The organism is Sphingomonas sp. R-74633, from assembly GCF_013416555.1.
Taxonomy (GTDB): Bacteria; Pseudomonadota; Alphaproteobacteria; order Sphingomonadales; family Sphingomonadaceae; genus Sphingomonas.
This window is the reverse complement of the sequence record NZ_JACCFG010000002.1, coordinates 806,838-822,044: the sequence shown is the minus strand read 5'-3', so window position 1 is coordinate 822,044 and position 15,207 is coordinate 806,838. Positions and strand designations below refer to the sequence as shown.

At 66.6% G+C, this 15,207-nt stretch carries 13 protein-coding genes and 1 pseudogene; 9 read left to right on the top strand and 5 right to left on the bottom strand.

Annotated features, from left to right (window positions below; translation table 11 throughout):
* Positions 1–364: pseudogene (locus HZY97_RS10095) on the bottom strand (acyl-CoA dehydrogenase); the annotation flags it as partial.
* On the opposite strand from HZY97_RS10095, the gene HZY97_RS10090 reads away from it, so the two are divergent.
* A complete protein-coding gene (locus HZY97_RS10090; protein ID WP_180143095.1) occupies positions 363–1,346 on the top strand; it encodes an L-threonylcarbamoyladenylate synthase in 984 nt (327 codons plus the stop codon). The pseudogene HZY97_RS10095 and the gene HZY97_RS10090 overlap by 2 nt on opposite strands.
* On the opposite strand, the gene msrA is transcribed toward HZY97_RS10090, so the two are convergent.
* Positions 1,343–1,888, bottom strand: coding sequence for a peptide-methionine (S)-S-oxide reductase MsrA (gene msrA, locus HZY97_RS10085; RefSeq protein ID WP_180143093.1), 546 nt, complete (start codon positions 1,886–1,888; stop codon positions 1,343–1,345). The genes HZY97_RS10090 and msrA overlap by 4 nt on opposite strands.
* A gap of 68 nt (positions 1,889–1,956) precedes the next feature.
* On the opposite strand from msrA, the gene galE reads away from it, so the two are divergent.
* On the top strand, positions 1,957–2,955 hold the full coding sequence (galE, locus tag HZY97_RS10080; protein ID WP_180143091.1) for a UDP-glucose 4-epimerase GalE: 999 nt from the start codon (positions 1,957–1,959) through the stop codon (positions 2,953–2,955).
* On the opposite strand, the gene HZY97_RS10075 is transcribed toward galE, so the two are convergent.
* Positions 2,946–3,632 (bottom strand): phosphatase PAP2 family protein, encoded by a 687-nt coding sequence (locus HZY97_RS10075; RefSeq protein ID WP_180143089.1) that lies wholly within the window; start codon positions 3,630–3,632, stop codon positions 2,946–2,948. The genes galE and HZY97_RS10075 overlap by 10 nt on opposite strands.
* A gap of 82 nt (positions 3,633–3,714) precedes the next feature.
* Positions 3,715–5,841 carry a TonB-dependent receptor gene (locus tag HZY97_RS10070; protein ID WP_180143087.1) on the bottom strand — a complete coding sequence of 709 codons (2,127 nt, stop codon included), beginning with the start codon at positions 5,839–5,841 and terminating at the stop codon, positions 3,715–3,717.
* Between the two features lie 251 nt (positions 5,842–6,092).
* On the opposite strand from HZY97_RS10070, the gene HZY97_RS10065 reads away from it, so the two are divergent.
* The 7 genes from HZY97_RS10065 (at position 6,093) to HZY97_RS10035 (ending at position 14,153) form a co-directional block, all read left to right on the top strand.
* Positions 6,093–6,623, top strand: a complete 531-nt coding sequence (locus tag HZY97_RS10065) for a hypothetical protein (protein ID WP_180143085.1) — start codon at positions 6,093–6,095, stop codon at positions 6,621–6,623.
* Between the two features lie 171 nt (positions 6,624–6,794).
* Entirely contained in the window at positions 6,795–8,138 is a 1,344-nt protein-coding gene (locus HZY97_RS10060) for a polysaccharide lyase 6 family protein (protein WP_180143083.1), read from the top strand.
* On the top strand, positions 8,138–10,333 hold the full coding sequence (locus HZY97_RS10055; protein ID WP_218942981.1) for an alginate lyase family protein: 2,196 nt from the start codon (positions 8,138–8,140) through the stop codon (positions 10,331–10,333). Before HZY97_RS10060 ends, HZY97_RS10055 begins: the two co-directional genes overlap by 1 nt.
* A gap of 4 nt (positions 10,334–10,337) precedes the next feature.
* Positions 10,338–11,630 carry an MFS transporter gene (locus tag HZY97_RS10050; RefSeq protein ID WP_180143082.1) on the top strand — a complete coding sequence of 431 codons (1,293 nt, stop codon included), beginning with the start codon at positions 10,338–10,340 and terminating at the stop codon, positions 11,628–11,630.
* On the top strand, positions 11,627–12,379 hold the full coding sequence (locus tag HZY97_RS10045; protein WP_180143080.1) for an SDR family NAD(P)-dependent oxidoreductase: 753 nt from the start codon (positions 11,627–11,629) through the stop codon (positions 12,377–12,379). The genes HZY97_RS10050 and HZY97_RS10045 overlap by 4 nt, the downstream gene beginning before the upstream one ends.
* Positions 12,380–12,415: 36 nt before the next feature.
* On the top strand, positions 12,416–13,294 hold the full coding sequence (locus tag HZY97_RS10040; RefSeq protein WP_180143077.1) for a rhamnogalacturonan acetylesterase: 879 nt from the start codon (positions 12,416–12,418) through the stop codon (positions 13,292–13,294).
* Positions 13,295–13,379: 85 nt separating this feature from the next.
* The gene (locus HZY97_RS10035; RefSeq protein ID WP_180143075.1) at positions 13,380–14,153 is read left to right on the top strand and encodes a TSUP family transporter; all 774 of its coding nucleotides are present in this window, start codon (positions 13,380–13,382) and stop codon (positions 14,151–14,153) included.
* On the opposite strand, the gene HZY97_RS10030 is transcribed toward HZY97_RS10035, so the two are convergent.
* Positions 14,150–15,184: a sugar kinase gene (locus tag HZY97_RS10030; RefSeq protein WP_180143073.1), complete on the bottom strand. Its 1,035-nt coding sequence runs from the start codon at positions 15,182–15,184 to the stop codon at positions 14,150–14,152. The two genes, HZY97_RS10035 and HZY97_RS10030, sit on opposite strands and share 4 nt — an antisense overlap.
* Positions 15,185–15,207: the final 23 nt, after the last annotated feature.

Sequence of the window (15,207 nt, the reverse complement as noted above, 5' to 3'; positions counted from 1 at the left end):
TGAGGATCGGGGCGAGCGCGAAGCCCATATTGGCGGTGCCGAGCGTCTCCAGCACCGCAATCGACAGGCTGACCGGGAGCCCTTGCCCGCCATGCTCCGCCGGCGAGCCGATCGTGCCCCAACCGCCCTCGACATAGGCTTGGTAGGCATCGGCGAACCCGGCCGGCATCTTCACGCCGTCCGGCGTCCATTTGGGGCCATCGGTGTCGCCGAGCCGCTCGAGCGGCGCCCATTCGCCGGTCGCGAACTGGCCCGCGCCTTCAAGCACCGCGTCGGTCATTTCCGCGGCTTCTTCGCTGATCTCGCCCAGGCGGACGATGGTCTCGAGGACGAAGCGCTGGTCGGCGGTGGCGGGGGTGAACATGAGGCCTCTCTTGTGGTCTGGTTTCGCGCCGTATAGCTCGCCCAAAGTGAGCCCGACAAATCCGCGCATCTTACCCTACGGCACGGCGGCGATCGCCGAGGCCGCCGCGCTGATTCGCGCCGGCGAATGCGTCGCGGTGCCCACCGAAACCGTCTACGGGCTCGCTGCCGACGCCACCGAGTCGCGCGCGGTGGCGGGGATCTATGCCGCCAAGGGCCGTCCGAGCTTTAACCCGCTGATCGTCCATGTCCCCGACCTTGCCGCCGCCGAGCGGATCGCAGTGTTCGACGATGCCGCGCGCGATCTGGCGCGGCGCTTCTGGCCGGGGCCGTTGACTCTGGTGCTGCCCGTGCGGGCGGATGCGGGGATCGCTTCGCTGGTGACCGCAGGGCTCGACACGATTGCGATCCGGGTGCCGGCGCATCGGGCGATGCAGGCGCTGCTCGCGGCTTCGGGCAAGCCGCTGGCGGCGCCATCGGCCAATGTGAGTGGGGGGATCAGCCCGACTCGCGCCGAGCATGTCGCGAAGAGCCTGGTGGGGCGAATTCCGATAGTGATCGATGATGGCGCCACCTCGGCGGGGGTGGAGTCGACGATCATAATGGGCTCGACGATCCTGAGGCCAGGCCCGCTTACCGAAGCCGAATTGTTTCTCAACCCTGGGCCCCGGCTTTCACCGGGGAGCAGCGACGGGATTGTCGCGCCGGGGCAGTTGGACAGTCACTATGCACCGAGCAAGCCGGTGCGGCTCGAAGCGACGGAGGCGCAGGACGGCGAATATCTGATCGGCTTCGGCGCTGTCCCCGGCACCGAAACCCTCTCCGCCAGCGGCAACCTCACCGAGGCCGCCGCGAATCTGTTCGATGCGCTGCACCGTGCGGACGCGAGCGGCGCGGCTGCGATTGCCGTCGCGCCGATCCCGGAGGCGGGCATCGGCGTGGCGATCAACGATCGCCTGCGCCGCGCCGCCTTTCCGCGCTAGGCCGAAGCACCTTCCTTCGAACGTGCCGCAAAGCTCTTGCGGAGCTTGCGCAGCTTGGGCGGAATCACCGCCAGGCAATACGGATTACGCTGGCCATCGCCCTGCCAATATTCTTGGTGGTAATCCTCGGCCGACCACCATTCGCCGAGCGGCTCGATCGCCGTCACGATCGGCTCGGGCCAGTCGGGGCGCGACCGCTCGATCGCGTCCAGCGCCTCGCGCTCCTGCTCCGCCGAATGCGGGAAGATCGCCGAGCGATATTGGGTGCCGATATCATTGCCCTGGCGGTTGAGCTGAGTCGGGTCGTGCGTCGCCAGGAAGATGTCGAGGATCTCGCCATACGAGATCTGGTCGGTATCGAAGCTCACCCGGATCGCCTCGGCATGGCCGGTCGTGCCCGAGCAGACTTCCTTGTAGGTCGGGTTTTCCTTGGTTCCCCCGATATAGCCGCTTTCGACCGACTGGACGCCGATCACGTCATTGAACACGGCCTCAGTGCACCAGAAGCAGCCACCGGCCAGCGTTGCGGTTTCAATGCTCATCGCGAACTCCTTGCTATCGACGCATAGATAGGATTGAGCGGGGCCGGAACAAAGTACGGGATTGAAGAATGCGCGAAGGCACGGTGCTGGTGACGGGCGGGGCAGGCTATATCGGCAGCCATGCCGTACTGGCGCTGCTCGATGCCGGGTGGAAAGTCGTGGTGGTCGACAACCTCGTCACCGGGTTCGACTGGGCGGTCGACAAGCGCGCTTCGCTGGTCGTTGCGAGCATCGAGGACGACAAGGCTGTGCGTGCCGCGATCCGCGATCACGGCGTGATCGCAATCATGCACTTCGCCGGATCGGTGGTGGTGCCCGAGAGCGTGACCGATCCGCTTAAATATTACCGCAACAACACCGCCGCCAGCCGGTCGCTGATCGAGAGCGCCGTCGTTGAGGGAGTGAAGCACTTTATCTTCTCTTCCACCGCCGCGACCTATGGCATTCCCGAGGCGGTGCCGGTGCGCGAGGACAGTCCCAAGCAGCCGATCAATCCCTATGGCATGTCCAAGCTGATGACGGAGGTCATGCTCAAGGACGTCGCCGCGGCACACCCGATCAACTATGCGGCGCTGCGCTATTTCAACGTCGCCGGCGCCGATCCGCAGGGCCGCAGCGGCCAGTCGACGGCAGGGGCGACGCACCTGATCAAGGTTGCAGTCGAGGCCGCCACCGGCAAGCGTGCCTCGGTGGGCGTGTTCGGCACCGATTTCGACACGCCCGACGGCACCGGGGTGCGCGATTATATCCATGTCAGCGACCTTGCCGCCGCGCATGTCGATGCACTCGATCTGCTGATCGCAAAGCCAGGTGAGAGCCACACGATGAACGCCGGCTATGGCCGTGGCTTCTCGGTGCTGCAGGTGCTCGACGCGGTCGACCGGGTGACCAACGTCACGATCGAGCGCAAGCTCGAGGGACGGCGTGCCGGGGACCCCGATGCGCTGGTCGCCGACAACAGCGCCATCCTCGCGGCGCTGCCGTGGCGACCGAAGCACGATGACCTCGAGGGTATCGTCAAGGATGCGCTGGCCTGGGAGCGCAGGCTCGCCGAGCGTCAGGGCTGACCGCGCGCGAGCCACTCCAGCTCGATCCGCCACCAGAGCACTGCCCAGACTCCGCCGAATGCCCAGCCGGCGACGACGTCGCTCGGCCAGTGGACGCCGAGATAGACGCGGCTGATCCCCACCGACACAGTGAGGAACAGCGCCACCGCTACGGCGAAGATGCGCACGCGGCGATCGGGCAACACCGGGAAGAGCAGGGTCGCGAGGGTCAGGTAGACGATCGCGCTCAGTGCGGCATGGCCGCTCGGGAAGCTGCGCGACGTCTCTTCCATCAGCCTGCCGATCAGATCGGGACGTGAGCGGCCGATGAGCGCCTTGATCGTCTCGACGGTGATCGAGCCGAGCGCGGTTGCGCCGACGACAAGCAGCGCGGTGCGCATCCTGCCGCCGAGCCACAGGAAGATTGCACTGACCAGCACGATGAAGGCGAGGACGGTCGAACTGCCCAGCGCGGTCACATCGCGCACCGCCGAGGGGAGCCAGGCCGGGCCGATCGGGTGGCCGTTATGGCGCATCGCCAGCATGATCGCGCGATCGACGCTCGCGCCGTCGCCTTCGACGAGTTCGTGGCCGAACCAGATCAGGCCGAGCAGGAACAGCGCGAAGCCTGCACCGATCAGGATCGGCCATGGCAGGCGGCGGGAGGTTGGCGGTGCTTCAGGGGTGGGAATGGGCATGGGCATCGGATCGCCCAACGGGGCGAGAAGCGCAATGATCCCTCTTCTCCCTCTCCCCCTCGGGGGAGAGGGCTTAGTTAGGTCAGATCTGCACCCGCGCGGTCACACGGATGTCGCGGCCGGGGAGGGGGGCATAGTCCTTGAGCACGCTCGCGGCGCGGCGGGCCTCGACGTCGAAGATGTTGTTCGCCGAGAGCATCAGGCTGGTATTCGAGCCGGCGCCCCAAGGCTTCCACGAGACCGAGGCGTTGACGAAGGTGAAGCCGTCGGTCGGCGTCTCGAAGGCCGAGATGCGGGTCTGGTCGAAGACATGTTCGACTTCGCCGTGGATCGTGAACGAATCCGACGTTGCCTCGAGCCCGCCATTGACGCGCAGCGGCGGGATGCGCGGGGCAGGGCCATTACCGACGATATCGGCATGGACATAGTCGGCCAGCGCGGTGGCGTTGATCGTGAAGTCCTTCACCGTCGCCAGACGGAGCGACCCTTCGGCCTCGAAGCCGTAATAGCGGGCGTCGGCCTGGTTGTACTGGAACACCGGCAGGTCGTCCTGCGTCGCGCCGGTCGGGGCGTCGTAGATATAGCCGGTGAACCAGTTGTAATAGGCTGCGGTCGAGAAGGCGAAGCCGTCTCCGCCGCCCTTGAAGGTCGCCTCGACGCCCCAGCTCTTCTCGCTGCCGAAATTCGGGTTGCCGATCTCGAACGCCTGGGTGCCGGCGTGCGGGCCGTTGGCGAACAGCTCTTCCGGGGTCGGCGCACGCTCGGCGCGCGAGACGTTGACGCCGAAGCGCATGCCCTCGGCCACGGCATAGCTGGCGCCGAGCGAGGCGGAGAAGCTGTTGAAGCTGCGGCTATAGGCCGGGTTGCCGATATCGGCGTCGGCCTGAGCGCTCACATCATTGTGCTCGAAGCGCGCTGCCGCCTCACCCTTGAACGGGCCGGCATCGAACGACTGGAGCGTGAACAGGCTGAACTGCTGCGCCGAGTTCTTGGGCAGGAACTTCTCGTCGCCGATCACATGCATGTCGCGCAGCGAGAACTGGCCGCCGACCAGGCCTTCCCAGCCGCCGCGTGCCGACTGGACCATCTCGAGCCGGCCTTCATAGCCCTGGCTGAAGAAAGTGGTGCCGATCGCGCCGGTATCCTCGATCTCCGAGTGCTTATAGTCGGCCGCGGCCCAGCGGGTGCGGAGCTGCTTGAAGAAGCCGTCGCCGATATTGACCTCGCCGCGGATGTCGACGCGGGTCTGCTGGGCGTGGAGACGCACCTGCTCGGCCTCGATCGAGGGATCGAGCGAATAGCGGATCGGCACGCCGTAGAAGGTGTCGAAATGGCTGACCGAGAAGCCGAGATTGTTGGTGCCGTCGATGATCGCGGCGCCGCCGGCGACGTCCCAGGTCTTGGCAGCGGTGTTGGGCACCTTGCCCTTCAGATCGGCGAGGTCGGCGATATCCGAATCGGCACTCGCCGCGGCCTGGGCGCGCAGCGCCGGGGAGAGGACATAGCCGCCGGTGCGCTCGTCGCCGGTCTGCGAGAAGCTGCCATCGGCGTGGAGCACGATCTTGCTTGCCACCGGCACATCGGCCGAGCCCGAGACCGAGCGCTCATTGGCGGCGCTGCCATAAGTGGCGATGCCGTCGAAATGGACGGCCTCTTCGGGCATGTGGCGCGGGATGCGGCTGTCGATGACGTTGACCACGCCGCCGATTGCGGAGGGGCCGAAGATCAGTGCGGTCGGGCCACGCAGCACTTCGATGCGGTCGGCAGTGAGCGGGTTGATGATCGGTGCGTGATCGGCCGAGGTGTTCGACACGTCGATGCTGCCGATGCCGTCGGTCAGCAGCGGTGCGCGCGCGCCGATGAAGCCGCGCAGGACGGGGCGCGAGGCGTTGGGGCCGAACGAACTCGCCGACACGCCCGGCTGCTGCGCCAGCGTTTCGCCGATCGTCGGGCGCAGGTCGTTGGTCAGCTCTTCCTTGGCGAGCACCGCAGTCCCGCCGAGCACGTCGGCGGTGTTGCGGGCGCGGGTGCCGGTAACGACGATCTGCGCGCCGGGCTGGTCATGGTCCTGATCGCTTGCGGTCGGTGCAGGCGTGTCCGCGCTCGCGGCTGCCGGGGCGTCATTGGTGCTCGCCGGCTTGTTGTCCTCGGCATGGGCGGGGAGGGCGAGCAGGGCAGCGGAGGCGAGCAGCAGGGGACGCAACAACATCAAAACGAATCTTCCCGAACATGGAACGTGCTGCGCTGCGGTACCGGCGATGATATAAAGTATCAACCCCCTTCGTCGCGCCGTCGAACCGATTTGTCGCCCGGAAATTGCCGGACCTCCGCATCGGAAACGATGGCGGCCCAACATCTCCGGATTGTTGCACTTGCGGAAACATTGCGATGCCGCTGCCGTGGCTAATCGGCGGCGCGCGTTGCGCCTACATGCGCGCCGGTTGATTGGAGGAAATTGTGATGGCGTATCTCGATAGCCAGTCCGGGCTGCTCGAGGGTCTGGCGGGCAGCGTGCCCAGCGAGGCGATGTTGACTCCGCTGGAACTGCGGACGCTCCAGCTTTCCCAGGCCGATGGCCGCGCCTCGCTACGCGCGCCCAATCGGATCGAGCGGCTGGGGGCGATGCTGTTCGGCTCGCGTCGGGTGGCGGGCCTCGCCAATCCGCGGCTCGAGGCGCTTCGCCGCTTCGCCATCCTTTACCGGCTCGACGGCGCGGCGATCGACGCCGCCGAGATGATGCGTGCGGAGGCCGCGGGACTGTCCGCCGGGATGCTCGACCGCGTCCGCCGAATCGTCGATGGCTGGCCGCGTCATGCCGGTCCGCTGCTGCGCGCCGCATCGCTGCTGGTAGCGGTAGCGCTTGCGACCACGGCCGGCCTCACGCTCTATTTCTGGCTGGCGGACGAGCTCGACCGGCCGGTGGCGGCAATCCTGCTCGGCGCCATTGCCGTGACGCTCGCGCCGATCTTCGCCCGCGGCTCACGCGGATGACCGGATCCGGTTAAATGGTATAGAACCACTGGACCCAATCCGGTCCGGTGAATTGGTATTTAAATTGGCTTGCACGCCCTGATCCTGACTGGTAGGCCACTCGTATCGGCCATCAGAGCCGGTTGGGAGGATCCGTTGCGACCTTGGGCGCTGTCGATGGTGTTGGTTGCGGTGTCTGCCTGTCCGGCAGCCGCGCGCGACACGCTTGTCCACAATCAGCAGGAATATGCCGCCGCGGCGAAGGCGCTGGCGCCGGGCGATCGCGTGATCCTCGCCAATGGCGAGTGGCGCGATTTCGCGGTGCGCTTTTCGGGCGCGGGCAGTGCGGACAAGGTGATCACGCTGACTGCGGAGACGCCGGGCAAGGTGATCCTTTCCGGCAAGTCCAGCCTGCGGATGTCGGGCAACTGGCTCGTTGTGTCGAATCTGGTGTTCAGGGACGGGCATGGCGGCGACGAAGAACTGATCGCCTTTCGCGACGGCACCAGGCGTTGGGCGGAGAATTCACGGCTGACCGGCGTCGTGGTCGATGGCTATGGCCCGCCCGACGCGGCCAAGACCGATCATTGGGTGTCGCTCTACGGCCGCAACAACCGCGTCGATCACTCGACCTTCATCGGCAAGGCGCATGGCGGCGCGATGCTCGTCGTGGTCCGTGCGGCGAACGTGCCGCTCGATAACCACCACCGGATCGATCATAATTACTTCGGCCCGCGGCCTCCCTTGGGGGAAAATGGTGGTGAGACGATCCGCATCGGCACCAGCCAGGAATCGCAGAGCGACTCGTTCACGATCGTCGAGGACAATTTCTTCGAGCGCTGCGACGGCGAGGTCGAGATCGTCTCGATCAAGTCGGGCGCGAACATCCTGCGTCGCAACACCGTGGTCGAGAGCCAGGGCGCGTTCGTGATGCGTCATGGCCACGGCAATCGAATCGAGGACAATGTCTTCTTCGGCAACGGCGTGAAGCGGACCGGCGGCATCCGCGTGATCAATCGGCATCAGGTCGTGCGGAACAACTATATCGAGGGCGTGACCGGCGACGGCCCGTACAGCGCGATCACGCTGATGAACGGCGTGCCGAATTCGCCGCTCAACCGCTATGTTCAGGTCGAGGACGCACTGATCGAGCGCAACAGCGTGATCGATGCGAGCAATGTGACGCTGGGCAATGGCGCGGATGCGGAGCTGTCGCTGCCGCCGATTTCGACGCGCTTCGTCGGCAATCTGTTCGTCAACCGCAAGCGCGGCGATCCGTTCGTCGCTAGGGCGGATATCGCCGGGATCAGCTTCACGGGTAACGTCATGTCGGTGACCGGGCCTGCCACGCTGCCGATCGCGATGGATCGCCGCCAGGTGGCGCTCAGGCGCGCCGCCAATGGCCTGCTCTATCCGACCGATCCGGCGCTGACCAAGACAGGTGCCGACCGCATGCTCAAGCCCATCACGCGCAAGGAGACGGGTGTCTCCTGGTACGCCAAGCCTGCGGCCTCGCCGCTTCCGGGAAGCAATTGATGACTCGTTTCGCGTTTCTCCTCGCCGGTACCACCCTGCTCGCCACGCCTGCCATCGCGCAGACCGCGCCGGGCGCGCAGCCCACATTGTTCCGCGCGTCAGAAATGGCGGCGACTGCCAAGGACGCCACGGCCTATCCCCTGTTCAACGCCGAGCTGAAGCGCGTTCGGCGCGAAGTCGACAAGGCGATCAAGGCCGGTGTGGTCGTGCCAGTGCCCAAGGATCCGGGCGGCGGCTACACGCACGAACAGCACAAGCGGAACTACACCGCCATCTATGGCGCGGGGCTGCTGTTCCGCATCACCGGCGAGCAGCGCTATGCCGATTTCGCCAAGGCGGAATTGCTGGAGTACGCCAAGCTCTATCCGACGCTCGGCAACCATCCGGCGGCGAGCGACCAGCGGCCCGGCCGGCTGTTCTGGCAGAGCCTCAACGACGCCGTCTGGGCGGTCTATGCGGTGCAGGGCTATGACGCGATCCGCGACAGCCTGAGCGCTGCCGACCGCGCGACGATCGACGACAACGTCTTCCGCCCGATGGCGACCTTCCTCTCGGCCGGCCAGGCCGAGGAGTTCGACCAGATCCACAACCATGCGACCTGGGCCTGCGCCGCGGTCGGCATGATCGGCTATACGCTGCGCGACAAGGATTTCGTCGAGGTGGCGCTCAAGGGGCTTAAGCGCGACGGCAAGTTCGGCTTCCTTGCGCAGATCGACCAGCTCTTCTCGCCCGACGGCTATTATGTCGAAGGGCCGTACTACCAGCGCTACGCGATGCTGCCCTTCGTGCTGTTCGCGCGCTTCATCGAGGCGAACCAGCCCGAGCAGAAAATCTTCCAGCACCATGACGGCGTGTTGTTGAAGGCGATCCGGACCTCGATCCAGACGACGTACGACGGCTATTTCTTCCCGTTCAACGACGCGATGCCAGACAAGAGCCTGAAGACGGACGAGCTCTACCAGTCGGTGGCGATCGGCTATGAAGTGACCAAGGACCCGGCTTTGCTCTCGATTGCGCAGTGGCAGGGCCGCACCACGCTGACCCCGGACGGGCTGGCGGTGGCGCGCGACCTGGCCGCGGGCAAGGCCAAGCCCTTCCCCTATGCCTCGCAGTTCCTCAGCGACGGGCCCAAGGGCGAGATGGGCGGGCTGGCGATCATGCGCTCGGGCGCGGGCGACACCGACCAGGTGCTCGTCGCCAAGAACAGCGCGATGGGCATGGGCCATGGCCATTTCGACAAGCTGAACTGGATTCTCTACGATAACGGCCACGCCATCGTGACCGACTATGGCGCCGCGCGCTTCCTCAATGTCGAGAGCAAGGACGGCGGGCGCTACCTCAAGGAAAACGAGACCTGGGCTAAGCAGACCGTCGCCCACAACACCCTCGTCGTGAACGAGACCAGCAATTTCGGTGGCAAGTGGAAGGCCGGCGACAGCCTGGCGCCCAAGCAGCTGTTCTGGGCGAGCACGCCGCAGGCAACGGTGAGCACCGCCGAGATGGTCGGCGCCTATCCCGGCGTCCGCTATCGCCGCACGCTGATCCAGTTGCCGGTGGACGGCGTCGAGAGCCCGATGATCGTCGACCTGCTCGACGTGACCGGCGACAAACCCGCCACCTATGACCTGCCGCTCCACTATGCCGGCCAGATCACGGCGATCGGCTTCCCGCTCCAGTCGAACACCGCCGACCGGCCGGTGCTCGGCAAGGCGAACGGCTATCAGCACATCTGGGTCGATGCGACGGGCACACCGACCGCGGACAATGGCGCGGTCACCTGGATCAATGACAACCGCTTCTACACCTACCGGATGATCGCGCCGGCGGGCGCCAGCGTGATCCTGGGCGAGAGCGGGGCGAATGATTCCAGGTTCAACCTGCGCCGTGAGCCGCTGCTGATCGAGCGCGTCGCGAACGCGACCAACGCTCAGTTCGTCAATTTGCTCGAGCCGCATGGCAATTACGATGCGGGCGAAGAGAAGACGACCGCGAGCAACAGCCGGGTGAAGGGCTTCACGCATGTCCGCACGAGCGACGCGGACGTGATCACGATCAAGCTCGCCGATGGCCGCAGCATCACCCTTGCGATCGCCTTCTCGGCCGATGCGAACGCCGCGCACAGCGCGACGGTCGACGGCAAGAAGCGCGACTGGAAGGGTCATTTCGCCCGCTTCGACACAGCGAAGGGAAACTGAGCCGATGACCAGGGTCAAAGGGCTTCGCTGGCTCGTCATCAGCCTGATCGGGCTGGTCACGGTGATCAACTATATCGACCGTAACGCGCTCGCTGTGATGTGGCCGGCGGTGTCGAAGGACATCGGCGCCGACAAGGCCGATTATGCGCTGCTCGTGACCGTGTTCATGGTCGCCTATGCCTTCGGCCAGTCGCTGTTCGGCAAGCTGCTCGACCGGATCGGCACGCGCATCGGCTTCGTCATCGCGATCGCGGTGTGGTCGGTGTCGATCGGTGCGCATGCACTGGTCCGCTCGCTTGCGGCCCTGCTCTGCCTGCGCTTCACGCTCGGCGTGTCGGAGGCGGGCAACTGGCCGGGTGCGGTCAAGGCCAATGCGCTGTGGTTTCCGCCGCAGGAGCGCGCCTTTGCACAGGGCATCTTCAACGCCGGTGCTGCAATAGGCGCAATCATCGCCGCGCCTGCGGTGGCGGCGCTCTACGGATCGTTCGGCTGGCGCGCGACCTTCGTGCTGGTTGGCGTGCTCGGGCTGGTCTGGCTGATCCCCTGGTTCTTCATCTACCGCGCCGACCCCGATCGCCATCCCTGGCTGAGCGACGAGGAACGTGCCCATATCAATGCGCGCCCCGCGACCGCGGATGCACCCGAGAGCGAGGCGCCCGCGCCCGGCATGCTCGAGCTGCTGCGCTATCGCCAGAGCTGGGCGATCCTGATCGCGCGCTTCTTCATCGATCCGGTCTGGTGGCTGTTCGTCTCCTGGCTGCCGATCTACCTGGCCGAGACCTTCGGCTTCGACGTCAAGCAGATCGGCATGTTCGGCTGGGTGCCGTTCGTCGGCGCGATGCTCGGCAGCCTGCTCGGCGGCTGGTTCTCGGGCCTGCTCATCGCGCGCGGCTGGAGCGCCTTGGCGGCGCGCAAGCTCGCCATCGCCATTGGCTGCGTGATCATGCTGCCCGCGCTGCTGCTCACCGCGAACGCATCGACCCCGCTCACCGCGGTGCTGCTGATCGCGGTGATCCTGTTCGGCTTCCAGGTAGCGATCAATAACATCCAGACCATGCCGGGCGACTATTTCGCCGGCGGCGCGGTCGGCTCGCTCGCCGGCATCAGCGGCACCGCCGCGGTGGCCGGCACGCTGATCACCACCTGGCTCGTCCCGGTGATGACCACCCAGGGCTATGCGCCGATCTTCGCGCTCGCCGCGGCGATCGTGCCGCTCGCGCTCCTCGCCATCCTCATCCTCGGCCGCGGAGTCCCGCGTGTCGAAACCTCTCCCCAGACCAAGCAGGACCCAGCATGAAATTGAAGGATAAAGTCGCCATCGTAACGGGCGGCGGGCGTGACATCGGCAAGTCGGTTTCGCTGCAGCTCGCGGCCGAAGGTTGCAAGGTCGCAGTCAACTATCGCAGCGACGAAGGCGCAGCGAAGGCGACCGTGGCGGAGATCGAGGCGGCCGGTGGCACCGCGATCCTGATCCAGGCCGATGTGACCAAGCCCGAGGAGGTGGCCAAGCTGGTTTCGGAGACCACCAAGGCATTCGGCGAACGCGTGGATGTGCTGGTCAACGTTGCCGGCGGCATGGTCGCCCGAAAGACGCTGGCGGACATGGACGAGGCGTTCTTCGACCATGTCATGGAGCTCAACCTCAAATCGACCTTCCTCGTCACCAAGGCGGTGCTGCCGCATCTCGGCGAGGGCAGCACGATCGTGAACCTGTCGTCGCTCGCCGGCCGCGACGGCGGCGGGCCGGGCGCGTCGATCTACGCGACCGCCAAGGGCGCGGTGATGACCTTCACCCGCAGCCTGGCCAAGGAACTGGGTCCGCAGGGCATTCGCGTCAATTCGCTGTGCCCCGGCCTGATCGGCACCAGCTTCCACGACACGTTCTCGAAGCCCGAGGGCCGCAAGGCAGTGGCGGGCAACACCCCGCTGCGCCGCGAGGGCCATCCGGACGAAGTGGCGTCGGCCGTCGTCTTCCTCGCTTCGAACGAGTCGTCGTTCCTGACGGGCGTCAACATGGACATCAACGGCGGTCTCGCCTTCTCCTGATCGAGGGACAGAATGCCGCAACTGGGAGGGTATGAAATGCTGAAAATGGCGATCACGCTGGCGGCGTTGCTGGCGGTTCCGGGGGCGGCCTTCGCCCAGACTTCGGAGGCCCAGCCTCCGATCGAAAAGCGGGAGAAGCGCGTCGATGCGCCGCCGATCTCCGCCTACAAGATCATCCTGGTCGGGGACTCGACCATGGCGCCCGGCAGCGGCTGGGCGTCGGTGTTCTGCGCCTATCACGTCAAGTCGAACATCGCGTGCCTGAACATGGGCCGCGGCGGCCGCTCAACCCGCAGCTACCGCGCCGAGGGTTCGTGGGACATCGCGATGAACGAGGCCCGGGCGGCCGGCTATGCGAAGAAATATGTCCTGATCCAGTTCGGCCATAATGATCAGTCGACCAAGGCCGAGCGCTGGACCGACCTCAACACCGATTTCCAGTCGAACCTGAAGCAGATGGTGCTCGACGTGCGCGCCGCCGGTGCGGTGCCGGTGCTGGTCACGCCGATGTCGCGCCGCGAGTTCCGCGGCGGCAAGCTCAACAACACGCTCGCTGCATGGGCCGATGCGATCCGCAAGATCGGCGTCGAGATGAAGACCCCGGTGATCGAGCTGAACCGCGACAGCGCCAAGGCAGTCGAGCAGCTTGGCCCGGTCGAGGCGATGAAGCTGGCGATGACCGACCCGCTGCCCGAGGAAATCGCGGCGGCCAAGACGGGCACTACGCTGCGCCCGCGCGCCGCGCCCGAATCGCCGCCGGCATCGAGTCTGCCCAAGACCGGCCCGCGCGGCCGCACGGTCGCGAAGTTCGATTACACCCATGTCGGCGAGGGCGGCGCCAAGGTGGTCGCCAAGATCGTCGCCTATGACCTGGCCGTCGCCGTTCCCGAACTGAGCAGCCAGCTGCTTCCCTAACGAGCTCCATCCCTGGAGGCGCGACCGACTCCCTCGGCCGCGCCTCCTCTTTTTATTGGGGCCGGGCCGCCCTATCGGGCTGGCAATGCACCTTACCCCCGACATTCTCGCCTTCCTCATCACCATGGCGCTGCTTGCCGGCACGATCGATGCGATGGCGGGCGGGGGCGGGCTGATCTCGCTGCCCGCGCTGCTGGCGGCGGGCATCCCGCCGGTCTCGGCGATCGCTACCAACAAGCTGGCCAGCGCCTGCGGCACCGGATCCGCGCTGCTCACCTATGCGCGCGCCGGCCATGTCGACTTCCGGCGGTTCGCGATTCCGGCATGCGGCGCCTTTGCCGGATCGGCGGCGGGAGCGGTTACGCTGCAGCATATCGACCCGAGCTTCCTCGCCGCCTTCGTCCCAGTGCTGCTGATCCTGATCGGGCTCTATTTCCTGCTGGCACCCAAGATGCGTGCGGAGGATCGCGATGCCCGGCTGGGCACGGCGGGGATCACGCTGATCGTGGCCGCGATCGGCTTTTATGACGGGTTCTTCGGGCCGGGTACCGGATCGTTCCTGACCACGGTGCTGGTCGCCTTGGCGGGTTTGGGGCTGGTCCGCGCGATCGGCAACACCAAGTTCCTCAACCTCGCCACCAACCTGGCCGGCCTGCTCGCGATGATCGCCGGAGGCAAGCTGCTCTGGGGGCTCGGTATCTCGATGGCGGTGGCGAACATGACGGGCAACCAGATCGGCGCGCGGCTGGCGATCCGCTTCGGGGGCAAGGGCGTGCGGCCGCTGCTGGTGGTGATGTCCGCCGCGTTGACAGTGAAGCTGCTGGCCGATCCGGCGAACCCGATCTGGAAGCTGTTCTAGCGTTTCACATCGGCGCCTTCGCCAGAGAAACCTTCCACGTCGGCACGCGGAAAGAGCGCCATGTCGCCGGGGACGCTGTGCTTGAGGCAGGCGAGCGCCAGCCCGAGTTCGGCGGCGCGCGGCACGTCGGTGCCCTCGATCAGTCCGTGCAGCACGCCGGCGGCAAAGGCGTCGCCGCCGCCGATCCGGTCGATAATGCCGGGCATCAGAACCTCGCGCGTCTGGAAGCCGGTCTCGAGCGTGTCGATCCGCGCGGCGAGGCGGTGGCAGTCGCTGGTCTCGACGTGGCGCGCGGTCGAGGCGATCCATTTGAGGTTGGGGAAGGCCTCGAACCCGGCGAGCGCCGCCTCGCGCCGCCGTGCCTCGCCGTCGCCTGAGAAGGGGTGATCGAGCAGCAGCGCCATGTCGCGGTGGTTGGCGAAGAACAGATCGGCTTGGCGGACCAGCTCGGTGAGGATCGCGCGGGGATTGCTGTCCCAGCTCTCCCACAAGGCCGGCCGGTAATTGCCGTCGAACGAGATGCGCAGGCCGAGCGCGCGCGCCGCGGCCATCGCGGTGTGCGTCGCCAGGGCGAGATCGGGGCCGAGGGCAGGGGTGATGCCCGAGACGTGCAGCCACTCGGCGCCCGCAAGCGCCGCTTGCCAGTCGAACCCGGCCCAGTCGTGCAGAGCGAAGGCGCTGCCGGCGCGGTCATAGAGGATCTCGGAAGCGCGCAGCGATCCGCCGGGTGTGAGGAAATAGAGCCCCTGCCGGCCCGGCGCGCGTACACTGTGGCGCAGGTCGACCCCGGCTGCGCTCAGCGCGCGCCAGGCGCTGTCGCCGAGCCCGTGATGCGGAATCGCTGAGACCATCGCGGTGCGGTGGCCGAGCGATGCCAGCGCCGCCGCGACATTGGCTTCTGCCCCGCCAATATGGAGATCGAGGCTGCGCGCCTGCGCGAGTTGGACCCGGCCCTGCGTGGCGAGGCGGGTGAGCACTTCGCCGAAGCCGATAAGCCGTGCTGGTCCGCTACCCGCTGGTCCGGTTGCCATCCAATCCTCCTGTCCTGTTTTGT